Source organism: Parasedimentitalea nitratireducens, assembly GCF_057444295.1.
Window position 1 is genome coordinate 400,611 of sequence record NZ_JBYAXC010000001.1, and the last position, 24,905, is coordinate 425,515.

Genomic DNA, 24,905 nt, shown 5'->3' on the forward strand with positions numbered 1-24,905 from the left:
TTGGATTAATCTGCATAGCCTTTGGTATGCCCGTAAAGTTATCGCAAGTGGGGTGAAGTGGTGCAGGGAAATTTGGCAAAGCCAGTGAGAAACAATGTTCGTGCTACTTTCTTGTGGGCGATTTTGGCTGCGTCGGTGACGGCTGCTGGGTATTTCACCCTTGCCTGGACGGAAGAAAAAGCAATCAATGAACGGGAACGCCTACAACTCATTGAAATGACAAACAGCTTTGTGTCGGTTTTTTCCCAAAACAGGGGCGAAGGTGCGCCCGTACCTGCGACTTTCCGACGACTGGGAATAGAGCATTTTAGCGACTCGGATCCCGGCAATAGTGACAGGCAAAACACATCTGTGAGGATGCCTGGTCGGCCCGGCCTTGAACTTGGCATATCAGAACAAAACCCCCGGCTCGAAGCGATCATAGAAGGATTTGTCGATAACCCCACATCGCCTGCGTTTCAGGAACACCGGATTGAAGGAAATCGCGTGATTGGGCGTACGGTGCTTCCGTCGATTGCCAACACTGAAAGCTGTGTAAGCTGCCACAATGACTTGCTTCAAAAAGAGGCATACCAAATTGGCGACGTTATGGGCGCCTATATCGTCGAGCGAGATCTAACCACCAACCTTATCGACGACATCAGATATTCTGCCTTGTGGTTTATTTCTTCGCTTATCATTTTCTGGCTGCTGGCCACGCGGGAACGGAACCACAACATCAATGTGCTGAGGCTGGAATCTCGTGTGCACATTGAAAAAATGAAGAACGAAGCTGAAGCAAAGGAAAAGTTCCTTTTGTCTCACGATTCCCTCACCGGGCTGCCTAACCGCAAGCTTTTTAACGACTTTTTGTGCGAGGCATTAAAGCGTGTTCAAAAAGAAAACCTAAACGCTGCTTTGATTGATCTGGATGAGTTCAAGACAATAAATGATACAATGGGTCACGCAGCCGGCGACGCCCTATTGGTCGAGGTTGCCTCTCGTTTGAAAGAATGCCTGCAGGGAACCAATGGCATTGTGGCACGTCTGGGTGGCGATGAATTTGCAATGGTATGGGATTCGGAATGCCATTCAAGCGAACCGGATGCGATGGCGCAGCGTATTTTGAATGAGATGTCCAAGCCTTCGGAATTTGAAAAATGGCTTATGGTCCCCAAGTGCTCAATCGGGATCGCCACTTGGGCGAACATCCATTCAAACACACCATCAGATCTGCTGAAATCTGCTGACGCAGCACTTTATGTTGCGAAAGGTCGCGGGAAAAACACTTATCAGCTTTTTGATCGGGCAATTGATGACTCTATAATACGTCAAAACAAGATTGCAGCCCGTTTGCCACTCTCGATTCATGAAGGTGAGCTCCGCATTGTGATGCAGCCAAAGGTGCTGCTGCGCGATGGCAGCTTTAAAGGGTTTGAGACTCTATCGCGGTGGCGCCTGAACGGTGAAGATATATCACCCGATGAGTTTGTTAAGGTGGCCGAAAATACCGGTGCCATCAGGGATCTCGATCTTCGTGTTATGCATGAGGCTGCATGTTTTTCTACCAAATTGGAAATGGAAACGGGCGTCGATATTCCGGTTGCTGTAAATCTGTCTGCCAACACCTTTCGCAGCGGCTCTTTGCTGGAGGACATTCAGGATGTTCTGTGGGAAACCGGGCTACAACCCGACCGGCTGACAATTGAAGTAACTGAAACCGCTGCCATCGAGAACTGGAAGCTTGTTCAAGATGTTCTGAGCAGATTACGCCAAATAGGTGTGCGTGTCGCACTGGATGATTTCGGAACGGGTTATTCGTCGCTTGCCTATCTTTTGCGGATGAAGTTTGACGAAATCAAAATTGATCGTGAGTTTGTACGTGACATTGAACTTAACAATGACAATCACAAACTTCTTCAGCATATCGCAGAACTGGCTGAGAGCCTCGGTGTCGAGCTTGTAATCGAAGGGATAGAAACTGAGCAACAAGTCGAACTGATCCAGGGCAGTGTAGATCGTATCGGGCAAGGATACTATTTCTCTAGGCCGCTGGAGCTTGATGATGCGCGGGCATACCTTTTTGACATAGCAATCCCTGAGACCAGGAATGGCAGTACATCTGCGTGATATGCTGCAGTGTCACTCGTACAGGATATACTTTGTGTGATTTCTAAGTGCGGTTAGTCAAATCCGCCTGGCCAGGCGGACGTCGGCCTTAATGGGTTGCTCTGCTTTGCTTTAGGATTTGCGGGTAGTTCGATGGAAAGCTCCAGACAACCTCCCCCGGTGGGCGGGCCAGACCACGTTCACCCGGCGCGCGGTCTGTCAGCAGTGAGATGAACAGATCGCTGCTGGCCCAGGGGGATGAGCGGAAGTACCAGTGACCGTTGCCAACACTGGCCTCTTCGGCGTTGGTCACATCGATGATGTGCAGATTGCTGAGTTCCGAAAGTTTTTTCCGGGCAGCGGGCTGTATTGCCGCATCACCCGACGCCTGTCCCAGCCGTTCCCGGCCAAACACAAACTTGGAAATGGCCAGGGCTGAATCTGTTTGCGACTGATAAAGCGTCAGATCGGTGACCGCATCCAACAGATCATCCTCGATCGCCTGTAAGAAGTAATCGCGGTCCAGATCGCTGCTGATCAGGATCAAACGCCCCAGCCGCGGTTTTGGCTCCGCTTGCAGGGCGATTTGATAGGCGGTTTCAAACACCAGCCTTGACCCGGCGCTATACCCGATCAGATGGATACGGCGGGCGCTGGTGTTTGCCGACAGGTATTCAATAAGCGATCGCAGGTTGCGGCGTGTCACCATGGCCGATTCCTGGTCGCGGAAATAAGCCAGCCTGCTGGGCGTTGCGGTCCAATTATAGCTGATGAATGCGCCCTGATACCCCAGGAAATGCTGCAACTCTTTGGACACAAGGGTGGAGTAGTCGAAATCCACATTGTAGCCGTGGGTGTAGATGAAAATGTCCTTATTCTCGGTGGTGGCAAGGTGCTGTTCGACCTGCCGAGCAAAGCGGCGTCCCGCAGCGTCCATATCTTGCTGCAAGGGTGGGTTTTCCATGTAGCTGGTCGCGCTGAACGGCATCACGCCGGTCTCAAACACCTGCGACACCCGGAGCTTATAACTCGTGTTGCGCTCTCCCATCAGGGTCACACGCCGAATATCCTCCCATGAATTGAGGGGAGGATCGATCTGTACATTGGCAACACCGGTGCGCAACAGGTGACCGCGTGTGTTGTTGTAAAAGGCTTGTGGATCGTCTGGATCAGATGGCATTCGGTCGGTTGCATAGAAAAGCTGGGCGCGTTCGGCAACGTTTTCTGCGGTAATACTGGAATAGGGGTCAAAACCAGCCTCGGCATAGACCGTGGGCGACGGCATCAACTCGATCTCGTCATAGACATTAGGACCGCAGGCAGAAAGGAGAAGAAATATACTTGCAGTTACCCGCCACACAGATCCTGCAAAAAACTGCGTCACTGCCATATTCCTAAACTACCCTTAACTGAAAATGGTCCCGCGTGACTACACTGTATGGCGTAGAAGGCAGCAATGCCACCTTTCTCATTTCTTTTCAGCCGCTTCCGCCTCCAATAAGATTTGCACAACCTGAAGAACCAGTTGCATGTCCGATACCGCCTTCGCTACTTGTGTTTGTAACTTTGAACGGGTGACAAACAACCCGCCCAAGGCCATTGGATTTCCATCGCAGGACAAGGCGACGTGGGATTCATCCCAATACCGCACCAAAGAAAACAGCTGACAGTTTGCAAGCTCGGCATTTAGCCGAAGAACCGCATCAAGATAGTCATCGAACCCTTGATAGTTCACTTTATCCTTGTCGCTAGCAAAGGCTGTAAACGGCTCTCCGCGCGGGCATTTCCTCTGGACAGTCTCAACCAGATTTCGTGTACCCACCAATGGCCGTCCGGATGGTCCGGTGCGTGCCCTGTCAGGTGTTGTGACCACCAACCAATTTCTGTTCTCAGTGTGTTTTAACGAGACAACCAAACCGCTAAAAAGAGTCTTGGGATGCCGCTCCCTTGTTGTAATCCTAACATCACAACTGGTCACTGATACCTCGCCAAAATCACCCTTCAGCCAATCTTCAGACCGCTGGACCTTTCCTTGAGGAAGCAGCCCTGTATCTACCAAGTCCTGCACCGCAGAGAATTCTTGCTCATATTCCAAACCAACTGCATCGGCCACAGATGGCAACAGTTCAGTTGAGAATGCTTTATTAAGCTTCTTACTGACCAAATATACACCCACAAACACTGCAATCAGCGGCAAGAATGGCAAACGCGGCTCATCTGGGTTCAATTGGGCCAAAACAATAGCCGCCCAAACAGCCAACCCGGACATTGCTAGGATGACAAGCCAAGACAAGAACTGCTTTCTTTTGAGCTTGCCAAGCGCTCCTTGCAGGTGGCGATCAATGTCTGGATCCCCTGTGAATGCAAAAGGTCTGCTCATAATGGTCTAACTTTCAATCAAATAGCCAAATCCCAGCAACACGCCTTTGCAATACCCATCAAATCGCAAGAGAAATGATGTGAAGGCAACCCCCTCTTCCACTCTCTTCTGAAGCATTTTTGGTTCATTCCAGTTGCGAACTTGGCCTGGCGCCGCGCCCCAGCGCGGTGCCAGGCCCGCCCGGTTCCAACCAATCTTTGATTGAGCCCCTCTTCGAGGCTGGGCTGCTGTAGAGGCCCGTAAGTTGCGAAGCCGGTTCTACTTGATCACAAATTTAAAATCTCGGTCTTCGCATTCCAGCTCAGGGTCCAGAGTGATGTGCTGGGATAACAAATCAATCGCGTCCTGCGCATTGCCGACCTTAGGCGAAAAATTATCTTTCACGATATCAAATCCCCCAAACTCCAACACCGTTGAACCGGCGAGTTGAACATTCGTCTCCCCCTCTTCTTCCACCGTCCAAAAATCGACCATCAGGTCATAGTTCAAGGTCCATTTGCGGATTTGCGGAATGGGTGCGAATTCAAATTTCCACTGAGCAGCGCTAAGATGGGTGCCTTGAAAATAGCAAGAGGCCTCGCCATCAGGATTGCGCTTGCTTGTGACCTCCATTTTGGACCGAAATACATCCTGAGGATTATTAAAGGTCAGCCAATCGACCAACAGGCCCGGTTCTTCCTGTTCCTCCTCATACTCGAATGGCTGAAAACGAAACTTGAAACTCCAGTAAAGATCTCGCTTTACCCCAGTCAGAGGGTTTTCGAAAAGATGCGCGGAGAGTTTGCCCGCTTCAGGCAGAAACATCTCGGGCTTCAAACTAATCGGGGCGCCTGGTCGCGCAGAAGGTTTCTGACCAAACCACTTTAGTATCGAAAGCTTTTGATTGATAATTTTTCGCATAAATTAATCCATGAGCTGCATCACAAAACAGCAGGGCACCCTACCCCGCCAACATCCGTAACCCCTGGGTTACATCCGACCGCACGGCCAGCCGCAGGCCGGGCTCGTCCCCGGCCTTGAGGGCAGCAATGATGAGCTTGTGATTATGCGGCGGTTCGGTACGGCGCAGGCGTCCGTACAGGGTGCGCATCGTCGGCCCCATCTGCAGCCAGACCGTTTCGGCCATGGCCAGCATCGCCGGAGCCTGAGCCCGCAGGTAGAGGGTGCGGTGAAATTCAAGATTGGAGCGGATATACCCTACCGCATCGCGTTTCGACACCGCCTCGGCCACGGTCATATTGATATTTTGCAACCGGTCAATCAGCGCCATGTGGGCGCGGGGCAAGGCGCGGCTTGAGAGCTCCACCTCGAGCAAGGCGCGCAGGGCAGCCAGCTCTTCGATGCGCTCATTGCTGAGTTCCGGGGTCGACACCCGCCCCGAGGTGGACAAAAACAACGCGCCTTCGGCCACCAATCGGCGCACGGATTCCCGGGCCGGGGTCATCGAGACCTCAAACTCTTTGCCAATACCGCGCAGGGTCAGGGCCTCGCCCGGGGCGATTTCGCCGTGCATGATTCGGGTGCGCAAGGTGCGATAGACCCGGTCATGCGCAGAAGAGGAGACTTCGGAGGGGCGTGGGGAAACGATCATAAGGCTATGTGATCACAAAAAAGCCTGTCGTCAACCAGTCAGCGGACGACACTCATTACACATCAAAGCGGAATCGGTGCAGGCTGCTGCCCTGTTGCTTTAGCCAATCCCGTGGGGTGGGGTAGTCGGCAAACAAGTTTTCGACCTCGGTCCAGAATGCGGGCGAATGGTTCATTTCCGCCAGGTGGGCGACCTCGTGGGCGGCGACATAACGCAGCACCTCGGTTGGTGCGAGGATCAGCCGCCAAGAATACATCAGCGCCCCATCTGATGAACATGACCCCCATCGCGAACGGGTGTCACGCAGGGTGATTCTGGAATACGGGCGACCAAGGGCGGCCGCATAATGGTCTGAGGCTGCGGCCAGCCGGTCCCGGGCCAGTTCCCGCAAAAACCGTTGCAACACCTTGGCCGGACGATCGCCAGGCACTTCGATTTCATTCTCATGCAGGACAACACGTTTGCCCGTTGCCCCTACAATGCGGCGGTCCCGCCCATCAATTGGCAAACACGCCCCCCTTTCAACGGCAATCACTTCGGGGTGTTGCGCCAGATGGGTCCGTATCCAGTCTTCCTTCTCGGCGGCGAATTCCAGCGCTTCGCGTTCAGGCAGCTGCTTGGGCAGCGTCAGAGTGACCCGGCCATCCAAAGCCGATATACGCAGACTAATCCGCCGCGCACGTGGGGAACGGCGCAAAGTCAGCGGAACGGGAGGGTTCCCAGGCAGGAGATGTTCGGCCATTGGGGCCCCTTATAAGACTAAAGGCTTTGACAGTTCCCACCTCATATGGCAGGTCGTCGGAATCGTCGATAGACTCAAGCATTAATCGAGGGGATACACATGCCCAAGGAAGAATGGGGTGTAAAGCGCATCTGCCCAACCACCGGCAAGCGCTTTTACGACCTGAACAAATCTCCGATCATTAGCCCCTATACGGGCGAAGCGGTCGAACTGGAAACCGGCAAGAGCCGGATGATTGCAGCGGATGCAGCGGATGCGGCAACCCTGAAGGCCAAAGAAAACACCGGCACAGAGGAAACCGTGCTGGATGATGACGACACATCCGATATCGATCTGGGCGATGACGTTCTGGATGATGACGACGAAGAGGATACTGTACCTCTGGAAGAAATCGCGGATGTCGCCACAAACGACGACGATTCCTAATCTGTCGTGATGATAGGAGGGTGTGCTTTTTCACCCTGAGGAGCCCGAATTTGGCACTTCGAAAAAAAGCTTAGATGGTGGCGCATTTTCCTCTTGCGGAGTGCGCCATCGTCCCTTAAATCAGCCACACACCGCGGGACGGCAACATCACGCGGCTCGGTTTGGGGCCTTAGCTCAGCTGGGAGAGCGCCTCGCTGGCAGCGAGGAGGTCAGGAGTTCGATCCTCCTAGGCTCCACCAAACCCTCTCTACCATAGAAGCGCTGTTAGCATTGAACGTGTGCAGGTCATGGCTTTTGCTGTGCTTTCCCTTTGCAATTTGGCAACGAGCGGCATCGTAGAAATGCACGCGTCTTTACTTTTAGAGCCCAACACGTAAGAAGTATCGCCGACAATCCGGCTCTAAACATAAGAATTTGCTTATTAATTAATACATTTCCACGAGGCCTTTATGGAACAACAAGAAAGCACAACTGCCCAGGGGCGTTACCACGGGAAAAATCCGCAACTCTTCAAACTGGCATTAATGACCTCGATACTCACAATTCTGACGCTGGGAATTTATCGTTTTTGGGCAAAAACACGGATTCGCAAATATATCTGGTCCTCGGCAACGCTTGACGGTGATTCCTTTGAATACACCGGCACCGGACTTGAAAAGTTCCTTGGCTTCCTGGTTGCGATTGTCATTTTGGCAATCTACATGGGCCTGGTGCAAATTGGCTTGTTCTATTTTGGGATAAGCATGTTCATCGAGCCTGAGACGACGCAGCAAGCCATCACTCAGGTTGTTGCGATTTATGCCTCGATGCTGGCGATTTTGCCGCTGATGTTCTTTGCGGCCTACCGTGCGCGACGCTACAAACTGGCACGCACCCGCTGGAAAGGTATTCGTTTTGGTGCTGAGAAAGCCGCTTGGGGCTATGTCTGGCGGACGATGGCCTATTGGCTCCTTACCGTTGTGACCCTAGGCATTTTCCTGCCGCTGATGACCTTTAAGCTGGAAAAATACCTGACGGACCGTACGTGGTATGGCGATGCCAAATTTGAGCAAAACGGTCGGTGGACCAAGCTTTATGCGGCGATGAAACATCTCATCATTGGTTTCCTCATTTTGGTGGTAGGAATGGTTGTTGGCGCTGCGGCACAGTCCACAGGTCTGATCATGGTATGTGGAACTGTCGGCTATGTTTGGCTGTTGGTTGGCATGGTGTCCTATCGCGTTCATGCATTCAGATACCTGGCAAAAAACAAGACGCTGGGTGGTGAAATCACATTCGTCGCCAAACCAGAGACAGCAACTATTGTTGGGACCGTTCTGCTTGGAATGTTTGTCTTGGGACTGGTCTTTGCCATCGCTATGTTCCTTGTAGTCGGCATCGTAGCTGCAATTGCTGGATCTGCAGCCGGTACTACTCAGATGTCTAGTGCGACAGGGATAATGATGAGCATTGGGATTTTTGCAGGCTATCTTATCATGCTTGCTGCGTTTAACGCCGCTATTTTGTCGATGATCATTCAGCCCATCATTGGGCATGTGATCAACAATGTGACGCTGGAAAACAAGGCCGCACTCGCCAACATTCTCCAGCGAGACACCGATGCCGGTGCCGACGCAGAGGGCTTTGCCGAAGCGCTCGATATTGGCGGTGCCATCTAGTGCATAGCGCGACGGGTTCATATTTTGATGGAGAGTTTTCAAGGCGGCATCACGTTGATGCCACCCTGCCTCCATCTGGTGACGTCCTGGAAATTCGCGGTGAAACCATCGCTGGCGGCCTGCTCTGGCCGCTGGCTGATCTACGGGCGGAAAAGCGCAGCAAGCCTGGTGATCCTTTGGTTCTGTCCCTGCACCAAAATGCAGATGATGAAACACAGCGCAGCCTAGCGCGGCTAACCATCGAAGATTCCCAGTTCATTGCGGTTCTCGAAAGCGCCTGCCCTGATCTGTTCAAGTCAGATCTGCGCCCCGGCAGCTACAAGCGCTTGTTTTATCGGGCCACTGCGGCGGTTGCAGCGGTGTTTCTGATGTTATTTGTTGTCTTGCCCAACATGGCGGATACCCTGGCGCGTATTATCCCGATCGAGCGGGAAGTGGTGTTTGGCAAAACAATCGTTGCACAGGTTGAGCGTTTTCTGGGTGGCAGTGCGATGGGTGATCTGCATTGCAGCAACCCCAAGGGCGTTGATGCGCTCAACAAGATGACTGCGCGGCTGACCGACAATGTCGATTTGGAATATCAGCTCGAACTGAGTGTATTTGACAGCGGCATGGTCAATGCCTTTGCAGCGCCCGGCGGGCAGATTGTCCTGACACGTGGATTGCTGGAGGAAGCCACCGGCCCCGACGCCGTTGCAGCAGTTCTGGCGCATGAGATCGGACATGTTGAACGCAGGGACGCCACCAGAAACAGCCTGCGCGCTGCTGGGTCCGCTGGCATACTGGCGCTGATACTGGGGGACGTGACCGGAGGCTCGGCCATGGCGGTGCTTGCGGACAACATCTTACACTCCAGCTACTCTCGCGACATCGAAACCGACGCAGATACATTCGCCCTGGAAATGCTGAACAGAGCGGACATCAGCACGCTGGGAATGGCTGATTTCTTTGAACAGGTAGAGGAACTGGAAGGCCCCGTTACTCAGTACGTTCCAGCCTATTTGCTGAGCCATCCAGTGACCAGCGGACGGGCTGAGCGCGCACGCGCCAATGCCGAAGACCATTCAAGCGGCACTGCTGCGCTGGATGCCGATGACTGGGCGGCGCTCAAGGCGATTTGTGAGTAAAACCGGATCTGATCAATGCGCTACACCTGCGGCATCTGCTGCGTGGCGCCGCCCAACTCACCCAACGCGTCAACATTCAGTGTCACAACCTCGCGGCCGGGATAGTGGCGTTTCAAGGCGTCGACAGCGATTGCGTCGGCCTCGGCATCGCCAAACTGGGCTGCAATCACCGCGCCGTTGCAGACGTAGCAGTTGGCATAGGAAGCGACAAAGTCATAACTGTTCACGCGGCGTTTCTCAGGCTCGGGGATCACTTCAACCTGCAGCCCTGCTGCGATCAGGGCATCATGGGTTTCCAGGGCAGCGATGTGGAAGGGATCGGCGGGTTCCGGGTGATCTGGCAGGTTCATCAACACCCGCTTTGGCCCGGTAAATCTGGCCAGACTGTCGATGTGATAGTCGGTGATATCTTCGCCTTTGACCCCGGCGCTCCAGATCATGCGATCTGCGCCATAGGCAGTTAGCAAGCGCGCCTCAACCTCAGCGCGCGACAGGCCAGGATTGCGGTTCTTGATCACCCACGAGCTTTCATGCGCCAGCAAGGTGCCGTGGCCGTCTTGATCAACGCCGCCTGCCTCACCCATTAGGCCCGTTGGGATCAACTCTAGCCCCAGCCGGTCGGCAACCCGTTCGGCAATGCGGCCATCGTTGCGGTGAACTTGCTTGCGCCCCCAGCCGTTGAACTGGATATGGCTGACAGCCAGCCCACCCTTACCATCAATAACAAATATCGGTCCAGCATCGCGGCACCACAGGTCTTCGGTTGGGATATCCCACAGCTCGACTGCGCTTGAGAGTGTGTGGCGGGCGTTAGACTGTTCCCCCGCCGCGACAAGCATGGTCACTGGTTCAAAGTCTGAGATCGCATTGGCTATGTTGGAGATGGTGTCCTGAGTGTACTCCAAAAAGCCACGATCAGAATACACGCGCCGGCTGACGGGCCATTGCATGAATGTCCGCTGGTGCGGAGCCTCTTCGGGCGGGACGTAGAAGCCCGATTGCGGGTTTGCCAAGCCTGCTGTGCCGTGTAAGCCTGCCGCTGTCAGCGCACTGCTTCCGATCACAAAACCTCGCCGGTTCATGCCCTACCCCTCTTTGCCTTAACTGATGCCAGTTGTAATCAAAGCGACGCCTTGATCGCCAGCTCCAGCTTGTCCACCACCTCGCCAATCTGACCATCCGAACTTGACCTCATGGCGCAAATCGCTGGGTTAGAGCTGGAGCATCGCTGGGCGGATTGGGACAGGTCGGCGTTTGACAGGCTGAGCCGCAAACACATCTCGGTGTGGCGAAAACGGTGATGGGGCTTACACATTGGCAAATTCTAGTGCTTGCGTTTCGGCATGGTAACCATACACATCATTTAACGCCTTTACCGCGACCGCAGGAACGAAAATGAGTGAAAAAAACAATATTTCTGTTGGGCGGCAATTTGCTCGTCAAACCACCCGTTATCTGGGTTCACTCCTTTTGACAGCTGCTTCTTTTGGTTCGAGATAATAGATGCCTCTACTTTTATTTCGACGCTGACAATTCTAACGTTGTACTGGTTTGGAAAAATTTTTGACGTCTTAACAGACGGGAAGTAGTTACCGTGAGTATAATTGGTGAGCGCTACAATAAGGATAGAAAGCTCCAAGGCTAATTTGACGAATTGCAGAATGACGCGGAAATTGACCTCATAGCCCAAATCGCGGGATTGGAACTAGGAGCATTGTTAGCTGATTGGGATAAGTCGGCGTTTAACCGGTAAAGCCGCAAACACGCTATGCCTGGCGGAAGGGTGATGCGGCCTGAGGCACACTTCGTTTTCCCAATTTCTTCGGATAACCAGGCGGGCTTGTGGGAAGGCGTTTGACACCTTCCCAAGATCAAGCGTGGCCCTGCCCTAGGTCAAACTCTGCCCGATTGCTAATTCCAGCTTGTCCACCACCTCGCCGATCTGATCATCTGTGATGATAAACGGAGGCGCCAGCAGGATGTGGTCGCCGTTGACGCCGTCGCGGGTGCCGGACATCGGATAGCAGATCAGGCCAGCCTCAAAGGCGGCTTTTTTGATCTTTTTGGCCAGCCCGACTGAAGGATCAAACGGGGTTTTACTGTTGCGATCTGCAACCAGCTCAATGCCGCGGAACAGCCCCCTGCCCCGGATGTCACCCACATGGGGATGTTGACCAAAACGGTCGGTCAGGGCTGCTTGTAGCTTTTCACCCATCTCTGCGCTGCGCTGGACCAGCCCGCGATCCAGCATGGCGCGGACCACCGCCAGCCCGGCTGCCGTGGCCACCGGATGGCCGATGTAAGTATGACCATGTTGGAAAAAGCCGCTGCCGCCCTCGATCGCCTGATATATTTGTTTGGAGCAGAGCATGGCACCAATAGGCTGGTAGCCCGCCCCCAAGCCCTTGGCGATACAGAGGATATCGGGCGCGACCCCATCCGCATCGCAGGCAAACAGGTGGCCGGTGCGACCCATGCCACACATCACCTCGTCCAGGATCAGCAGCACGCCGTATTGATCGCAAATCTCGCGGACACGTTTGAAGTACCCCTCGACCGGAGGCACCGCACCCGATGTGGCCCCAACCACGGGTTCTGCCATAAAGGCCATGACGGTTTCAGGGCCAAGTCGCAGGATTTCCTCCTCCAGCTCGTTGGCGACGCGCTGGCCATAGTCATAGGCGCTCTCGCCCTCGGGACGCTCGGCATATTCGTAACAAGGCGCGATGTGAGAGATGTCGATCAGCAGCGGTGAGAACTGTTGCCGCCGCCATTCGTTGCCACCCGCCGCCAAGGCTCCCAGAGTATTACCGTGATAGCTCTGTCGCCGAGCGATGACGTGGCGGCGCTCTGTCTCGCCCTTTTCCAGATAGTACTGCCGGGCCAGTTTAATCGCCGACTCGGTCGCCTCGGACCCACCGGAAACGAAATACACCCTGTCCAGATCACCCGGTGCGTTTGCTATTAGCAGGTCGGCCAGTTGCTCAGCCGGATCAGACGTGAGGAAGCTGGTATGGGCAAAAGCCAGTGTGCCGACTTGGTCCTGCACCGCCTTGATGACATCGGCATCGGAGTGCCCCAGACAGGAAACAGCCGCGCCGCCCGAGCCATCGAAGTAGCGTTTGCCATTGGCATCAATCAGATAGCAACCATCGCCACCTACAGCTGTTGGCAAGTCGGACTTGGTGTGGCGGGGGAAAACATGGCTCATCGTTAAACCTCTTGCAAAATGCGGCCTGCCTTGGCGGCGGCCTTGATCAAAGTAGCAACAGATGTTGCGTTGTCAGGCAGCGGGCTGCCGTCTGGAAATTCAATGTTATTCTCGAACCCAACCCGTACATTGCCACCCGCAGCAATGGCGGACAGCAGGCAGGCGTGCTCATGGCGACCAAAGGCGCAGACACTCCAGTTGAAGCGCATGTTGGTGGTTGCAGCAAGAAAAGCCTGCAGGTCTGAGGACTGGGCCAGCACCTGTGGCTGATATTTGCCAAGGACAAAGATCACATCACGCATCTGGGTTGGAACGGTACCGTCTTGGTACCAGTGGCTGAGTTGGTCGATGTCCGAGGGGTCATAGATTATGTGCTGCACTTTGGTTCCCGCTTCGGCGCAGATTGCATAGGCTCGTGCTGCCAAGGCCGGGTCACGCGCCATCTCGCGCAGCGCGATAGAGGCTGAAGCCGGGCGGAGCGCTTGCAGGCAGGCAACCTGTTCCGCGACGTCATAGATCCCAGCGCTTTCGGTAGTGATTTGAATGGCTAGTCCGGGGGCAGCGGTTTCGACTGCGGCGATGGCCTCGCGATATCGCCCCGCATCCAAGCTATGCTGGCCTGCGGAATCACGAACGTGGAGATGAATGCCATGCGCACCCGCGGCCCGGCACTCGGCCGCTGTGGTTGCGATCTCGTCCATGGTTATCGGTAGATTAGCATGATCTGCATGCCCCCGCCGCGCCCCATTTGGTGCAACTGTCACCTGATAATCTGCCATGTTTGGCCTCCTAGCCTGCCATTGGCGTTTGTGAGTTCTATGTTGTTGCACAGATGGGGGCAGCCTAAGGTGTTCTCAATTGGGAAACTTAAGAACAAATGCTCTTTCAGCCTGGGCAATAAGCTTGCGCTGCAACTTTGTTTGACCAGTAACAATCGGCCAGTCTCCTGACTGGACACAGAGCCGGTTATAATCTGGACCTACGGCCTGCGCGACTTTTGGCGTTTCTGGAACATGAAGCGACTCTGACTGAAAGCAGGCGGGGCGCAAAACACCAATACAGTTATTGCGGAAAGGATATGTCATGGACGGTACCTTCAATGAAAACGACATCAGCCACATTGTTGATGCTGACAAGGCCCACGTCTGGCATCACCTGATGCAGCACAAGCAGTTTGAAACCAAAGACCCGCGCATCATTGTCGAAGGCAAGGGCATGCGAGTCTGGGATCAGAACGGCAAGGAATTCCTGGATGCCGTTTCGGGTGGCGTTTGGACAGTCAACGTAGGCTATGGCCGCGAGCAAATCGCCGATGCGGTGCACGAGCAACTGATGAAGCTGTGCTATTTCGCCCAGACCGCCGGTTCTATCCCCGGTTCGCTGTATGCAGAAAAACTGATCTCGAAGATGCCGGGCCTAAGCCGCGTGTACTACACCAACTCTGGTTCGGAGGCGAACGAGAAGGCCTTCAAGATGGTGCGCCAGATTGCGCACAAACGCTATGGCGGCAAGAAGCACAAGATCCTGTACCGTGATCGTGACTATCACGGCGGCACCCTGGCCACCATGTCAGCTGGCGGTCAGGACGAGCGAGTAATGCAGTATGGCCCACTGGCCCCTGGTTTTGTCCGCGTTCCACACTGCATGGAATACCGCGCCCACGAGCAGGGCCTAGATCACCTGTCGAGCGAAGAATACGGCATTGCCTCAGCCAACCTGATCGAAGAAGTCATCCTGCGCGAAGGTGCTGATACCATTGGCGCACTGTGCCTGGAGCCAGTGACTGCTGGCGGTGGTGTTATCACGCCTCCTCCCGGCTACTGGGGTCGTGTGCAGGAAATCTGCAAAAAATACGACATCCTGCTGCACATCGACGAAGTGGTCTGTGGCGTTGGCCGTACCGGCACTTGGTTCGGCTATCAGCAGTACGGCATCAAGCCGGACATCGTCACCATGGCCAAAGGCGTTGCCTCGGGCTATGCCGCGATCGCGCTGTGCGTCACCACCGAAGCTGTGTTTGACATGTTCAAAGATGATCCAAACGATCCGCTTGGCTTTTTCCGCGACATCTCGACCTTTGGTGGCTGTACTGCTGGCCCAGCTGCGGCGCTGGAAAACATGCGCATCATCGAAGAAGAGAACCTGTTGGAAAACTGCGTTGCCATGGGTGACCGCATGATGGGCAACCTGCAGGCGCTGATGGAGAAACACGAAGTTATCGGCGATGTACGCGGCAAGGGCCTGTTCTTGGGCGTTGAGCTGGTTGCTGATCGTACCTCCAAGGAACCGGTAGCCGAGGCGAAAGTTGCTCAGGTTGCAGCTGAATGTGGCGCTCAAGGCGTGATCATTGGCATGTCGAACAAGTCCGTTCCTGGCCGCAACAACGTGCTGTGCTTCTCGCCAGCACTGATTGCCACTGCGGACGACATCGACCAGATCACCGATAGCGTCGACAAAGCGCTGACAACAGTATTTGGCTAAGAATCTCCTCGTCGCCCCGGTTGGGGTGGCAAGATGCTGACTGACGCCCCGTTTTTAACGGGGCGTTTTTTTGTGTCCCGTTGATGCGCCTCAGATTTATTCTCTGCCCCCGTAACATTCGCGCCCGCGTTAACGCGATCCTCAACATTTTATATAAAATTTGCCCAACGAGACACACCTACACTTCTCACTGACGGGGCAATTGATGACCGACTGGACCTCTGGCTATGTAGCCGACATTGACTACACATCTGACTTCTTCCGCGAGCTAGCGCCATCACACCTTGGGTTTTGCGCCTTGTCACGCGGCCATGATCACGGTCTGGATCAGCCTAGTCTGACATATTGCGAGTTGGGGTGTGGACAGGGGTTTTCAGCCAACCTGCTAGCCGCCGCAAACCCGCATATCGAATTTCACGCCATGGACTTTAACCCGGCCCATATGGCTGGCGCGTCGAACCTGGCGCGGGATGCTGAGCTGGAAAATGTTCATTTCTATGAGCGGTCTTTTGAAGATTTCGGTGACGAAGCAAACCTGCCGAAAGACTTTGATGTCATCGCCCTGCACGGCGTTTACAGCTGGGTCTCCAAGGAACATCAGCAGCATATTACCGACTTTATCTCCAAACGGCTCAAACCCGGCGGCATGGTCTATATCAGCTACAACGCCCTGCCCGGCTGGGCCCCCGCCCTGCCCCTGCGCCGTATCCTGACCAACCACGCCGATCAGGGAACAGGCCCACTGGGTGAACGCATCGCAGCGGCGATGGAGTTTGCAGGCCAGCTGGAGCAAAGCGGAGCCGACTACTTTACCGGCAACCCGGCGTTGACCAAGAAGATGGACAAGATGAAATCCATGACGACCAGCTATCTGGCGCATGAGTATTTCAACAAGGACTGGACTCCGTTCCACTTTGAGGATGTCGCGGCTGACATGTCCCAAGCCAAACTGTCATTCCTTGGTGCGGCTGACCCGCGGGATCATGTGGATGAAGTCTCGCTCACCGAACAGCAGATTGACCTGTTGCAGTCCCAAAGCGATCCGGTGCAGCGCGAAAGCCTGCGTGACATCCTGCTGAACGAGCAGTTCCGCACTGACGTTTTTGTAAAAGGCAAGCTGCAGCATAGTGAACGCGGCGCAGTAGCTGCCTGGTTCAAAACGCCTTTGGCCCTGGCCCGTCAATATAGCGGAAGCGCCATCAAGCTGTCCTGGTGTCGCGGTGAGATTCCGATGGCGCAAGATCAATATGGCCCGGTTCTGACCGCGCTGGCCCAGGGGCCAATGACCGCCCGTGAGCTGCTAGAGCGCGGTGTTTTTGGCGAGATGCAATGGGGCGATATCTCTCGCATGCTGACCTTGCTGATCGGTGATGGCTATCTTGTGCCCTGCCTGACCCAAGACGGCCTGGCAGACCGCACCGAACGGTGTCGCCGCTTTAACATGGAAGTCGCCAAGCGGTCAGAAGAGAGTGAGACACTGCAGTTCTTTGCCTCGCCCGTCACTGGCGGCGGTATTGCGCTGGACCGGCTTGAGCAGCTGTTCCTGCTGGCCCGCAGCGAAGGGCACAAAACACCCGGGGACTGGGCCGAATTGGCTTGGCGTATTCTTGCCCCACAGGGGCAGCGGCTGCAAAAGGATGGACGCGTGCTGGAAACCGCCGAGGAAAACCTGTCGCTCCTGCGGGTGCGGGCCACTGCCTTTGCTGCGCGCCGTCTGCCGCTTTGTGAAACTCTGGGTCTGACTTTGGAACCTGCCGCAACCGTTGAGAAGAACAAAGCGGTTGCCTAATCTGGAACGACCCAAACTGGTCTTGTAGAAAATTCAAAAAGCGGATCTTTTGTTAGGTCCGCTTTTCCTACATTTGGGGACATGACGTTAGGATAAAGGACCAAACAGGATGTGGGCCACCCCAGTACCCCTTCAGGGCAAGAGTGCAAACCTTGCGCCACTAAGCCACGATCATGCCGCTGATCTGGCTATCGCCAGCGCCGACGGCGAACTGCACAAGCTGTGGTACACTACGGTACCAGCGCCAGGTGATGTGCCTGCAGAGATCGACCGCCGCCTGTCCCTATGCGAAAGCGGCAGCATGGTGCCTTTTGCCATTCTGAATGCATCGGGCCGCGCTGTGGGAATGACCACCTATATGAACATCGACCACTCTAACCGACGGCTCGAAATCGGTTCAACCTGGTATTGCAAGTCAGTTCAACGGACGGGGCTGAACACCGAATGCAAGTTCCTGATGCTCAACCATGCCTTTGAGACGCTGGATGCCATTGCGGTGGAATTCCGCACCCATGTCATCAACAGCCAAAGCCGTCGCGCGATCGAGCGGCTTGGTGCCCGGCTCGACGGCATCCTGCGCAGGCACATGATCATGGCCAATGGAACCATCCGCGACACGGCGGTCTATTCGATCACCGCCGCAGACTGGCCCACCACTAAGGCCCACCTAGAATTTCAGATGCAACGCTACTGAAACGGTAAAAGCGCCGCGCAAAGCGCGGCGCCGGCCCCAACGGCGAGGGACCATCTTTGATTAATCCGAGCTGGGCGGGAGCGCCCGCCCAGCTCTGTTTTACACCATCTGGAAAACAATCCCCGAGACAATGGCCCCGCTGACACCCAAAACCAGATAGGTGGCAAAGACCTGGGGTTTGACCAGCGACCAGACCGCCAACATTGCTGGGATCGAACTGACAGCACCGGCCACCATAAAGGACATCGCTGCGCCATAGCTCATCCCTTGTTCGATCAGACCGGCCAGCAAGGGCGGTGCAACATAGGAGTTTAGATAGGCGGGCATTCCAACCAGAGCAGCGATGGCAATAGGTGTCACACCTTCTCCACCAACCAGAGTGGCAATTAGATCTGCCGGGACATAGCTAACCAGCAGTGCTTCAAGCACATAGGCCAGGGCCAGCCATTTCAGCAGGAAAATCCCGTTCGAGATAAACTCGGCGCGAAAATGCTCGCGACGCGGCTGTTCCTGCCAGAACTTCCAGACTGGTTTTGCCTCTTTGTCTTTTGAGCTACCGCAGCCACAGCCCGTGCTTGGCGCTTTGCGCAGCGGCGATGCAAACAGTCCGCCCTTCATAAGACCCCGAACCGCGAAACCGCCAAACAGGCCCAGCGCAACTGCGGCTACAGCCTTGCCAATGGCAAAGGGCCAACCAAGGGCACCAGCGGTGATCAACAGGGTAGGCGGATCAATCAGCGGAGACGACAACCAGAAGGCCATGACCGCAGACAAGGGGGCGCCCAGTGCCAGCAAACCGGCGATAAAGGGAATCACCTCACACGAGCAGAACGGGGCCAATCCGCCAAACAGCGCGGCCATGAAAATCATTCGTGTTTCGCGACCCTCAAATGCCCGGGCGACCATGACCTCGGCGCCAGTCGCCTTGAGATAGGCCAGCAACAACACAGCAAAGAGAATATAGCGGCCTGTGCTTACCAGTGCCAGGGATGCAAACTCGATCACTGTGCGCAGGTTTCCAGGATCAAGAAAGGCGACCAGAGCCAGGATTGCGACAATCAGCGCCCATGGGGTTTTCAGCCATTTGGATATGGTCAGCCCCCGGCTGTTGGGTTGTGTTGCGTCAGTCATCGTTTGCTGCCTCACTTGCTGCATCTACACAGCATTCGCTGAGAATGAAGCCAGCCAGTTGTTCTAGCTGATCAAAATTGGCGCGGTTGATAGTTGACCGCCCGTCACGCTGCTGTTCAACCACTCCAGCGCCGGTGAGGAACTTCAAATGATGCGCCAACGTGGATGGTGCGATACCGCTGCGTTGCTGGATGTCGCCAACCGTTAACCCATCATGCCCCACCCGTATCAGAACGCGCAGCACCTGCAGACGCGATTCGGACCCCATTGCAGCAAAGCCCTGTGCGGCCTCTTCCCATTGCATATTCACCACCTCACTTTAAATCGATAAAACTAGTTCTATGGTTTTATTGCCCGCAATGCAACTGCAAACTTTTCTTGACACAGCCGCTAAGTCCAGATTGTCTCCAATTTAAGTCCAACTCAGAGTGCTTAACATGGCAATTTCCGTTGATACCTTCTTTCTAAGCCCCCGCTCTATCGGCACCCTTCAGGCGCAGATTCAGCAGATGATTGCCGAGGGTATTTTGTCTGGTCGGTTCCATGTGGGGGAGAAACTGCCCTCGTCGCGCAAGCTGGCGACGCATCTGGGGATCAGTCGAATCACTGTGACACTGGCCTATACCGAGTTGCTGGCGAATGACTATCTGACCTCGCGTGGGCGGTCAGGGTATTTTGTATCCGAGAATGCGCCGGTACCGCCGAGCTATACACCACCGGAAAAAGCAGAGGATACGGTGGACTGGTCGCGGGCGCTTGCACGGGAATTCACAGGCGGGGATACACCGCGCAAACCGCAGGACTGGCGCGACTACAAATACCCATTCATCTATGGGCAAGCTGATCCATCACTTTTTGATCACGCGAACTGGCGGCTGTGCGCGTTGCGGGCGCTGGGTCAAAAGGACTTTGCAGCACTGACCACCGACTATTTCGATCAGGACGACCCGTTGTTGATTGAATATATCGCCCGCCACACCCTGCCTCGGCGTGGAATCACCGCGCGGCCCGAAGAAATCCTGATCACGCTGGGAGCGCAGAATGCGTTGTGGCTGGTCAGTCAGATTCTGCTGGACCCAGAGCGTAAGGCCGCAATCGAAGATCCCTGTTACTACACTCTGCGCGATCAGCTGACCCACAACGGGTGTCAGATCGACACCATTCCGGTGGATCGTGATGGTCTTCCCCCAGAACAAATCAGCGATGACACCGATGTCATTTTCACCACCCCCAGCCACCAAAGCCCAACCACGGCCACGATGCCAATGGAACGGCGGCGGGCCTTGCTTGATCGCGCCCGTGACATTGATGCGGTGATTGTCGAAGATGACTATGAGTTTGAAATGTCCTTCCTCTCGGCCCCGTCTCCAGCGTTGAAGTCGTTGGATCGGGATGGCCGTGTGGTCTACGTCGGCAGTTTCTCCAAATCGCTGTTTCCTGGTTTGCGATTGGGGTACTTGGTTGGATCTGAGCCGTTCATTCGTCAAGCCCGCGCGCTGCGTGCCTCGGTCTTGCGCCACCCACCTGGCCATATCCAACGCACCGTGGCCTATTTTCTGTCCCTCGGTCACTACGATGCGCAGATTCGCCGGACTGCCAAAACACTGCATCGGCGCCGTTCTGTAATGGAAGAGGCCATTACAGAACACGGGCTGACCATCGCTGGCAGTGGTGTTTATGGCGGGTCGTCTATGTGGATGCAGGCCGCACCAGAGGTAGATATGTCTAAAGTGGCGCGCAATCTCATGCCGCAAAGCGTGATTGTTGAACCAGGAGGCCCGTTCTTTGCCGCAGAGAACCGCTGTCACAACTATTATCGGCTGGGATATTCATCAATTTCCGAGAGCCGAATTGAGCCCGGTTTGGCGTTACTCGCCAATGCGTTGCAGAACGCCTAGACTGGCTCTAAGCCGCCAAGGCAACTGGCCCTAACGGCAAACCGCACCACATCTTAGACCAAATGTAATCTCCGGCATCCTGCCGGCACATTTGGCGTCTCATCAGGAGAATTTAACGATGAAAATGACCACCGAAGAAGCCTTTGTAAAAACGCTTCAGATGCACGGCATCGAACATGCTTTTGGTATCATCGGTTCAGCCATGATGCCGATTTCCGACATCTTTGAGCCAGCAGGCATTCAGTTCTGGGACTGTGCCCACGAAGGATCCGGCGGCATGATGGCTGACGGATACACCCGCGCCACCGGCAAAATGTCGATGATGATCGCGCAAAACGGCCCCGGCATCACCAACTTTGTGACCGCTGTCAAAACCGCATACTGGAACCACACTCCGCTGCTGCTGGTCACACCACAGGCTGCCAACAAGACCATGGGTCAGGGCGGTTTCCAGGAAATGGAACAGATGCGCATGTTTGCTGACTGCGTCTGCTATCAGGAAGAAGTGCGCGACCCCACTCGTATGGCAGAAGTTCTGAGCCGTGTGATCATGCAGGCCAAGCGCAACTCGGCACCAGCCCAGATCAACGTGCCGCGTGACTACTTCACCCAAGTTGTTGATATCGATCTGCCAGCAGTGGTTGACTTCGAACTGCCCTCTGGCGGTGCGGATGCGGTCAACCAGGCAGCCGAACTACTGTCGAACGCCAAATTCCCAGTCATCCTGAACGGCGCAGGCGTTGTCATCGGCGGCGCAATCCCAGCCTCGATCGAACTGGCCGAGCGTCTGGACGCCCCGGTCTGCGTTGGCTACCAGCACAACGACGCCTTCCCCGGCTCGCACCCGCTGTTTGCAGGCCCGCTGGGCTACAACGGCTCTAAGGCCGGCATGGAACTGATTGCCAAGGCTGACGTTGTTCTGGCACTGGGCACCCGTCTGAACCCGTTCTCGACCCTGCCTGGATATGGCATCGACTACTGGCCCACGGACGCAAAGATCATTCAGGTCGACATCAACCCTGATCGTATTGGCCTGACCAAGAAAGTCACCGTTGGCATCGTAGGCGACGCCAAGTCTGTTGCGACCACGATCCTCGACAAACTATCCGGCACAGCTGGCGACGAAGGTCGCGGCGCACGCAAGGACCTGATCGCCACCACCAAATCGGTATGGGCGCAGGAACTGTCGTCGATGGACGAAGAGCAGGACGATCCAGGCACCACATGGAACCAGCGTGCCCGCGCAGCTAAGCCAGATTGGCTGAGCCCACGTAAAGCATGGCGTGCCATTCAGGCGGGTCTGCCTGCAGACGCGATCATCTCGTCCGACATCGGCAACAACTGTGCCATCGGCAACGCCTATCCTTCCTTCGAAGAAGGTCGCAAGTACCTGGCACCAGGTCTGTTCGGCCCCTGTGGTTACGGTTTGCCTGCGGTTGTTGGTGCGAAAATCGGCTGCCCTGATGTTCCGGTTGTTGGTTTCTCGGGTGACGGCGCATTTGGTATCGCTGTGACCGAGCTGACCGCCATTGGTCGCGAAGAATGGCCGGGTGTGACCCAGGTTGTTTTCCGCAACTACCAGTGGGGTGCTGAAAAGCGTAACTCGACTCTGTGGTTCGACGACAACTTTGTCGGCACCGAGCTGGACACCAAAGTGTCTTATGCTGGTATCGCCAATGCATGTGGCCTGAAAGGCGTTGTCGCCCGCACTATGGACGAGCTGACAGATGCGCTGCGTCAGGCTTGTGAAGATCAGAAACAGGGTATCACCACTCTGATCGAAGCCATGATCAACCAGGAACTGGGTGAGCCCTTCCGTCGCGATGCGATGAAAAACCCGGTTGAAGTTGCTGGCATCTCGGCTGACGACATGCGTCCGCAAAAAGGCGCCTAAGCCTATGACACTGCCCTTTGACCTGACCACCGGCCAAGGGGCCTTTTTGGCCGCCGCATTATTTGTGGCGGCCTATATCCGAGGTTTTTCCGGCTTTGGATTTTCAGCTATTTTCATCATTCTTGCAGCGCTGGTGACCAACCCGCTGCCACTGATCCCAGTGGTCTTCAGCTGCGAAATCGCCATGACGCTGTTTCAGGCACGTGGCATCCGGGCCCATATCGACTGGAAGCGAACCATCGCATTGCTGGCCGGTTCCGCTGTCGCCGTTGTTCCCGCTGTGGCCATCATGGCGCGGCTGGGTGAACAAGAAGCCCGCATTGCCATTTCCGCATTGATCCTTGTGCTGAGCCTGATCCTTCTGAGCGGTTGGCGTTTGGAGCGCCCCATCGGGCGCACAGGCAATGTGGCCGTGGGCATGGCCGCTGGTATTGCCAACAGTGCCGGCGTTGGCGGCTTGCCCGTAGCAACTTTTCTATCGGCTCAGCCGGTTCCGCCCGCCGTGTTCCGCGCAACCATGATTGTCTTTTTGACCGGCATTGACCTGATGACCCTGCCTGTGATGGCCTCGCACGGCTTGGTTGGCAGCGGCACCGTGACTGGCATCGTACTGGGCTTTCCCATCCTCGGTCTGGGCATCTGGGCTGGCAGCCTTAAATTCTCGGCCACCTCGCAGGATCAATTCCGCAAGGTCGTGGTTCTGCTGCTGACCGCATTTTCCATTCTCAACATCGTGAGGGTGATCGTATGACCACAACTCTGGCTCCTGTAGATTTGCTAAAGGCAACACCATCAGCGGAACAGCCCGTCATTGCACTCAGCGAGGGCAGCGATCCCCGTGTTGTTGCGGGCGCTCTAGCAGCCATCGAGGCTGAATTGGCCAATATCATTCTGGTTGGCCCAACCGCAGAGGTCGAAGCTGCGTTAGAAGCCGTTGGCGGAAGTGTTGCTGCAAGCGGACTTTCCATTCACGACCCAGCTATTTCAGAACTAACAGATGAGTTTGCGGCTGCGTTCTATGAATTGCGCAAGCACAAGGGCATTGATCAAGACGCAGCCCGCAAGGCGGTGCAATCGCCACTGGTTTATGCCGCTATGCTGGTACGCCGCGGCCATGCGACAGGCACGGTTGGTGGCGCAGTAGCCACCACATCGGATGTTGTGCGCACCGCGATCCAGGTCATTGGCATGGCCCCCGATGCCGCCATGGTGTCCAGCTTTTTCCTGATGTACCCGCCCGAAACTGCCGAGAATGGCCGGGCGATGCTGTACTCGGACTGCGGGCTGGTGATTGATCCATCGGCGCAAGAGCTGGCCGCAATTGCAACTGCATCCTCCCAAAGCTGTCGCAGTTTACTGCGTAGCGAGCCCAAGATCGCCATGTTGTCATTCTCTACCATGGGAAGCGCACGCCACGCGGCAGTCGACAAGGTTATAACCGCAACCGCAGCTTTGCGGGCGGATCAACCAGACCTGTGTGTTGATGGCGAGATGCAATTTGATGCAGCCTTTGTGCCATCCGTGGGCGAGAGCAAAGCCCCCGGATCACAGGTGGCCGGACAGGCCAATGTGATGATCTTCCCCAACTTGGACGCCGGTAATATCGGCTACAAGCTGACCCAACGGTTGGGCGGATATGCTGCCATTGGCCCAGTTCTACAGGGGCTGGCAAAACCCGCCAACGACCTGTCGCGCGGGTGCAACGCCGAAGATGTTACGCAAATGATAGCCGTGACCGTTCTGCAATCTCAGGGAACGGGTGACGGAATTTAACAACCGGGACTGGAAAAGTTTC

23 protein-coding genes and 1 tRNA gene are annotated in these 24,905 nt (G+C 55.4%); 12 read left to right on the plus strand and 12 right to left on the minus strand.

From position 1 onward, the window contains the following. The first annotated feature begins 84 nt into the window (after positions 1–84). On the plus strand, positions 85–2,109 hold the full coding sequence (locus AC2T28_RS02060) for an EAL domain-containing protein (RefSeq protein WP_486747279.1): 2,025 nt from the start codon (positions 85–87) through the stop codon (positions 2,107–2,109). An 88-nt stretch (positions 2,110–2,197) separates the two neighbouring features. On the opposite strand, the gene AC2T28_RS02065 is transcribed toward AC2T28_RS02060, so the two are convergent. From AC2T28_RS02065 to AC2T28_RS02085, 5 genes are all read right to left on the minus strand, one after another. Then, positions 2,198–3,472, minus strand: coding sequence for an alpha/beta hydrolase (locus AC2T28_RS02065; RefSeq protein ID WP_486747280.1), 1,275 nt, complete (start codon positions 3,470–3,472; stop codon positions 2,198–2,200). A gap of 84 nt (positions 3,473–3,556) precedes the next feature. After that, positions 3,557–4,468: a hypothetical protein gene (locus tag AC2T28_RS02070; RefSeq protein WP_486747281.1), complete on the minus strand. Its 912-nt coding sequence runs from the start codon at positions 4,466–4,468 to the stop codon at positions 3,557–3,559. 258 nt (positions 4,469–4,726) lie between these two features. Then, complete coding sequence (locus AC2T28_RS02075) at positions 4,727–5,368, minus strand: hypothetical protein (RefSeq protein ID WP_486747282.1); 642 nt, start codon at positions 5,366–5,368, stop codon at positions 4,727–4,729. 40 nt (positions 5,369–5,408) lie between these two features. Further along, positions 5,409–6,059 (minus strand): GntR family transcriptional regulator, encoded by a 651-nt coding sequence (locus AC2T28_RS02080; RefSeq protein WP_486747283.1) that lies wholly within the window; start codon positions 6,057–6,059, stop codon positions 5,409–5,411. Positions 6,060–6,114: 55 nt separating this feature from the next. Next, positions 6,115–6,801, minus strand: coding sequence for a M48 family metallopeptidase (locus AC2T28_RS02085; RefSeq protein WP_486747284.1), 687 nt, complete (start codon positions 6,799–6,801; stop codon positions 6,115–6,117). A 99-nt stretch (positions 6,802–6,900) separates the two neighbouring features. Between AC2T28_RS02085 and AC2T28_RS02090 the strand changes: the two genes are divergently transcribed. The 4 genes from AC2T28_RS02090 (at position 6,901) to AC2T28_RS02105 (ending at position 10,012) form a co-directional block, all read left to right on the plus strand. Next, positions 6,901–7,227, plus strand: a complete 327-nt coding sequence (locus AC2T28_RS02090; RefSeq protein ID WP_486747285.1) for a TIGR02300 family protein — start codon at positions 6,901–6,903, stop codon at positions 7,225–7,227. A gap of 163 nt (positions 7,228–7,390) precedes the next feature. Further along, positions 7,391–7,466 (plus strand) — tRNA-Ala (locus tag AC2T28_RS02095). A 210-nt stretch (positions 7,467–7,676) separates the two neighbouring features. Further along, a complete protein-coding gene (locus tag AC2T28_RS02100; RefSeq protein WP_486747286.1) occupies positions 7,677–8,885 on the plus strand; it encodes a YjgN family protein in 1,209 nt (402 codons plus the stop codon). Continuing rightward, positions 8,885–10,012 carry a M48 family metallopeptidase gene (locus tag AC2T28_RS02105; protein ID WP_486747287.1) on the plus strand — a complete coding sequence of 376 codons (1,128 nt, stop codon included), beginning with the start codon at positions 8,885–8,887 and terminating at the stop codon, positions 10,010–10,012. Before AC2T28_RS02100 ends, AC2T28_RS02105 begins: the two co-directional genes overlap by 1 nt. Before the next feature lie 20 nt (positions 10,013–10,032). On the opposite strand, the gene AC2T28_RS02110 is transcribed toward AC2T28_RS02105, so the two are convergent. The 5 genes from AC2T28_RS02110 to AC2T28_RS02130 form a co-directional block, all read right to left on the minus strand. Next, positions 10,033–11,094 (minus strand): agmatine deiminase family protein, encoded by a 1,062-nt coding sequence (locus AC2T28_RS02110; protein ID WP_486747288.1) that lies wholly within the window; start codon positions 11,092–11,094, stop codon positions 10,033–10,035. A 38-nt stretch (positions 11,095–11,132) separates the two neighbouring features. Continuing rightward, positions 11,133–11,327 (minus strand): hypothetical protein, encoded by a 195-nt coding sequence (locus tag AC2T28_RS02115; protein ID WP_486747289.1) that lies wholly within the window; start codon positions 11,325–11,327, stop codon positions 11,133–11,135. A gap of 573 nt (positions 11,328–11,900) precedes the next feature. Continuing rightward, entirely contained in the window at positions 11,901–13,223 is a 1,323-nt protein-coding gene (locus AC2T28_RS02120) for an aspartate aminotransferase family protein (RefSeq protein WP_486747290.1), read from the minus strand. Between the two features lie 2 nt (positions 13,224–13,225). Beyond that, positions 13,226–14,002, minus strand: a complete 777-nt coding sequence (locus AC2T28_RS02125) for a beta-keto acid cleavage family enzyme (RefSeq protein WP_486747291.1) — start codon at positions 14,000–14,002, stop codon at positions 13,226–13,228. A gap of 75 nt (positions 14,003–14,077) precedes the next feature. Next, positions 14,078–14,308 carry a hypothetical protein gene (locus tag AC2T28_RS02130; RefSeq protein ID WP_486747292.1) on the minus strand — a complete coding sequence of 77 codons (231 nt, stop codon included), beginning with the start codon at positions 14,306–14,308 and terminating at the stop codon, positions 14,078–14,080. On the opposite strand from AC2T28_RS02130, the gene AC2T28_RS02135 reads away from it, so the two are divergent. From AC2T28_RS02135 to AC2T28_RS02145, 3 genes are all read left to right on the plus strand, one after another. Then, positions 14,307–15,704 (plus strand): aminotransferase family protein, encoded by a 1,398-nt coding sequence (locus AC2T28_RS02135; protein ID WP_486747293.1) that lies wholly within the window; start codon positions 14,307–14,309, stop codon positions 15,702–15,704. The two genes, AC2T28_RS02130 and AC2T28_RS02135, sit on opposite strands and share 2 nt — an antisense overlap. A 205-nt stretch (positions 15,705–15,909) precedes the next feature. After that, on the plus strand, positions 15,910–17,493 hold the full coding sequence (locus tag AC2T28_RS02140) for a class I SAM-dependent methyltransferase (RefSeq protein ID WP_486747294.1): 1,584 nt from the start codon (positions 15,910–15,912) through the stop codon (positions 17,491–17,493). A gap of 109 nt (positions 17,494–17,602) precedes the next feature. Then, positions 17,603–18,187, plus strand: a complete 585-nt coding sequence (locus AC2T28_RS02145; protein WP_486747295.1) for a GNAT family N-acetyltransferase — start codon at positions 17,603–17,605, stop codon at positions 18,185–18,187. Positions 18,188–18,286: 99 nt separating this feature from the next. On the opposite strand, the gene AC2T28_RS02150 is transcribed toward AC2T28_RS02145, so the two are convergent. Together AC2T28_RS02150 and AC2T28_RS02155 are read right to left on the minus strand one after the other, a co-directional pair. Next, positions 18,287–19,318 (minus strand): permease, encoded by a 1,032-nt coding sequence (locus AC2T28_RS02150; RefSeq protein WP_486747296.1) that lies wholly within the window; start codon positions 19,316–19,318, stop codon positions 18,287–18,289. Beyond that, positions 19,311–19,622 carry an ArsR/SmtB family transcription factor gene (locus tag AC2T28_RS02155; protein WP_486747297.1) on the minus strand — a complete coding sequence of 104 codons (312 nt, stop codon included), beginning with the start codon at positions 19,620–19,622 and terminating at the stop codon, positions 19,311–19,313. Before AC2T28_RS02155 ends, AC2T28_RS02150 begins: the two co-directional genes overlap by 8 nt. A gap of 133 nt (positions 19,623–19,755) precedes the next feature. Here AC2T28_RS02155 and pdxR point away from each other — a divergent pair, with 133 nt between their 5' ends. The 4 genes from pdxR to pta all read left to right on the plus strand — a co-directional run bounded on the left by pdxR (position 19,756) and on the right by pta (position 24,883). Next, the gene (gene pdxR / locus AC2T28_RS02160) at positions 19,756–21,216 is read left to right on the plus strand and encodes a MocR-like pyridoxine biosynthesis transcription factor PdxR (protein ID WP_486747298.1); all 1,461 of its coding nucleotides are present in this window, start codon (positions 19,756–19,758) and stop codon (positions 21,214–21,216) included. A 118-nt stretch (positions 21,217–21,334) separates the two neighbouring features. Then, complete coding sequence (gene xsc / locus AC2T28_RS02165; RefSeq protein ID WP_486747299.1) at positions 21,335–23,110, plus strand: sulfoacetaldehyde acetyltransferase; 1,776 nt, start codon at positions 21,335–21,337, stop codon at positions 23,108–23,110. 4 nt (positions 23,111–23,114) lie between these two features. Continuing rightward, positions 23,115–23,861 (plus strand): TSUP family transporter, encoded by a 747-nt coding sequence (locus AC2T28_RS02170; RefSeq protein ID WP_486747300.1) that lies wholly within the window; start codon positions 23,115–23,117, stop codon positions 23,859–23,861. Next, a complete protein-coding gene (gene pta, locus AC2T28_RS02175) occupies positions 23,858–24,883 on the plus strand; it encodes a phosphate acetyltransferase (protein ID WP_486747301.1) in 1,026 nt (341 codons plus the stop codon). Before AC2T28_RS02170 ends, pta begins: the two co-directional genes overlap by 4 nt. The last annotated feature ends 22 nt before the right edge of the window (positions 24,884–24,905 follow it).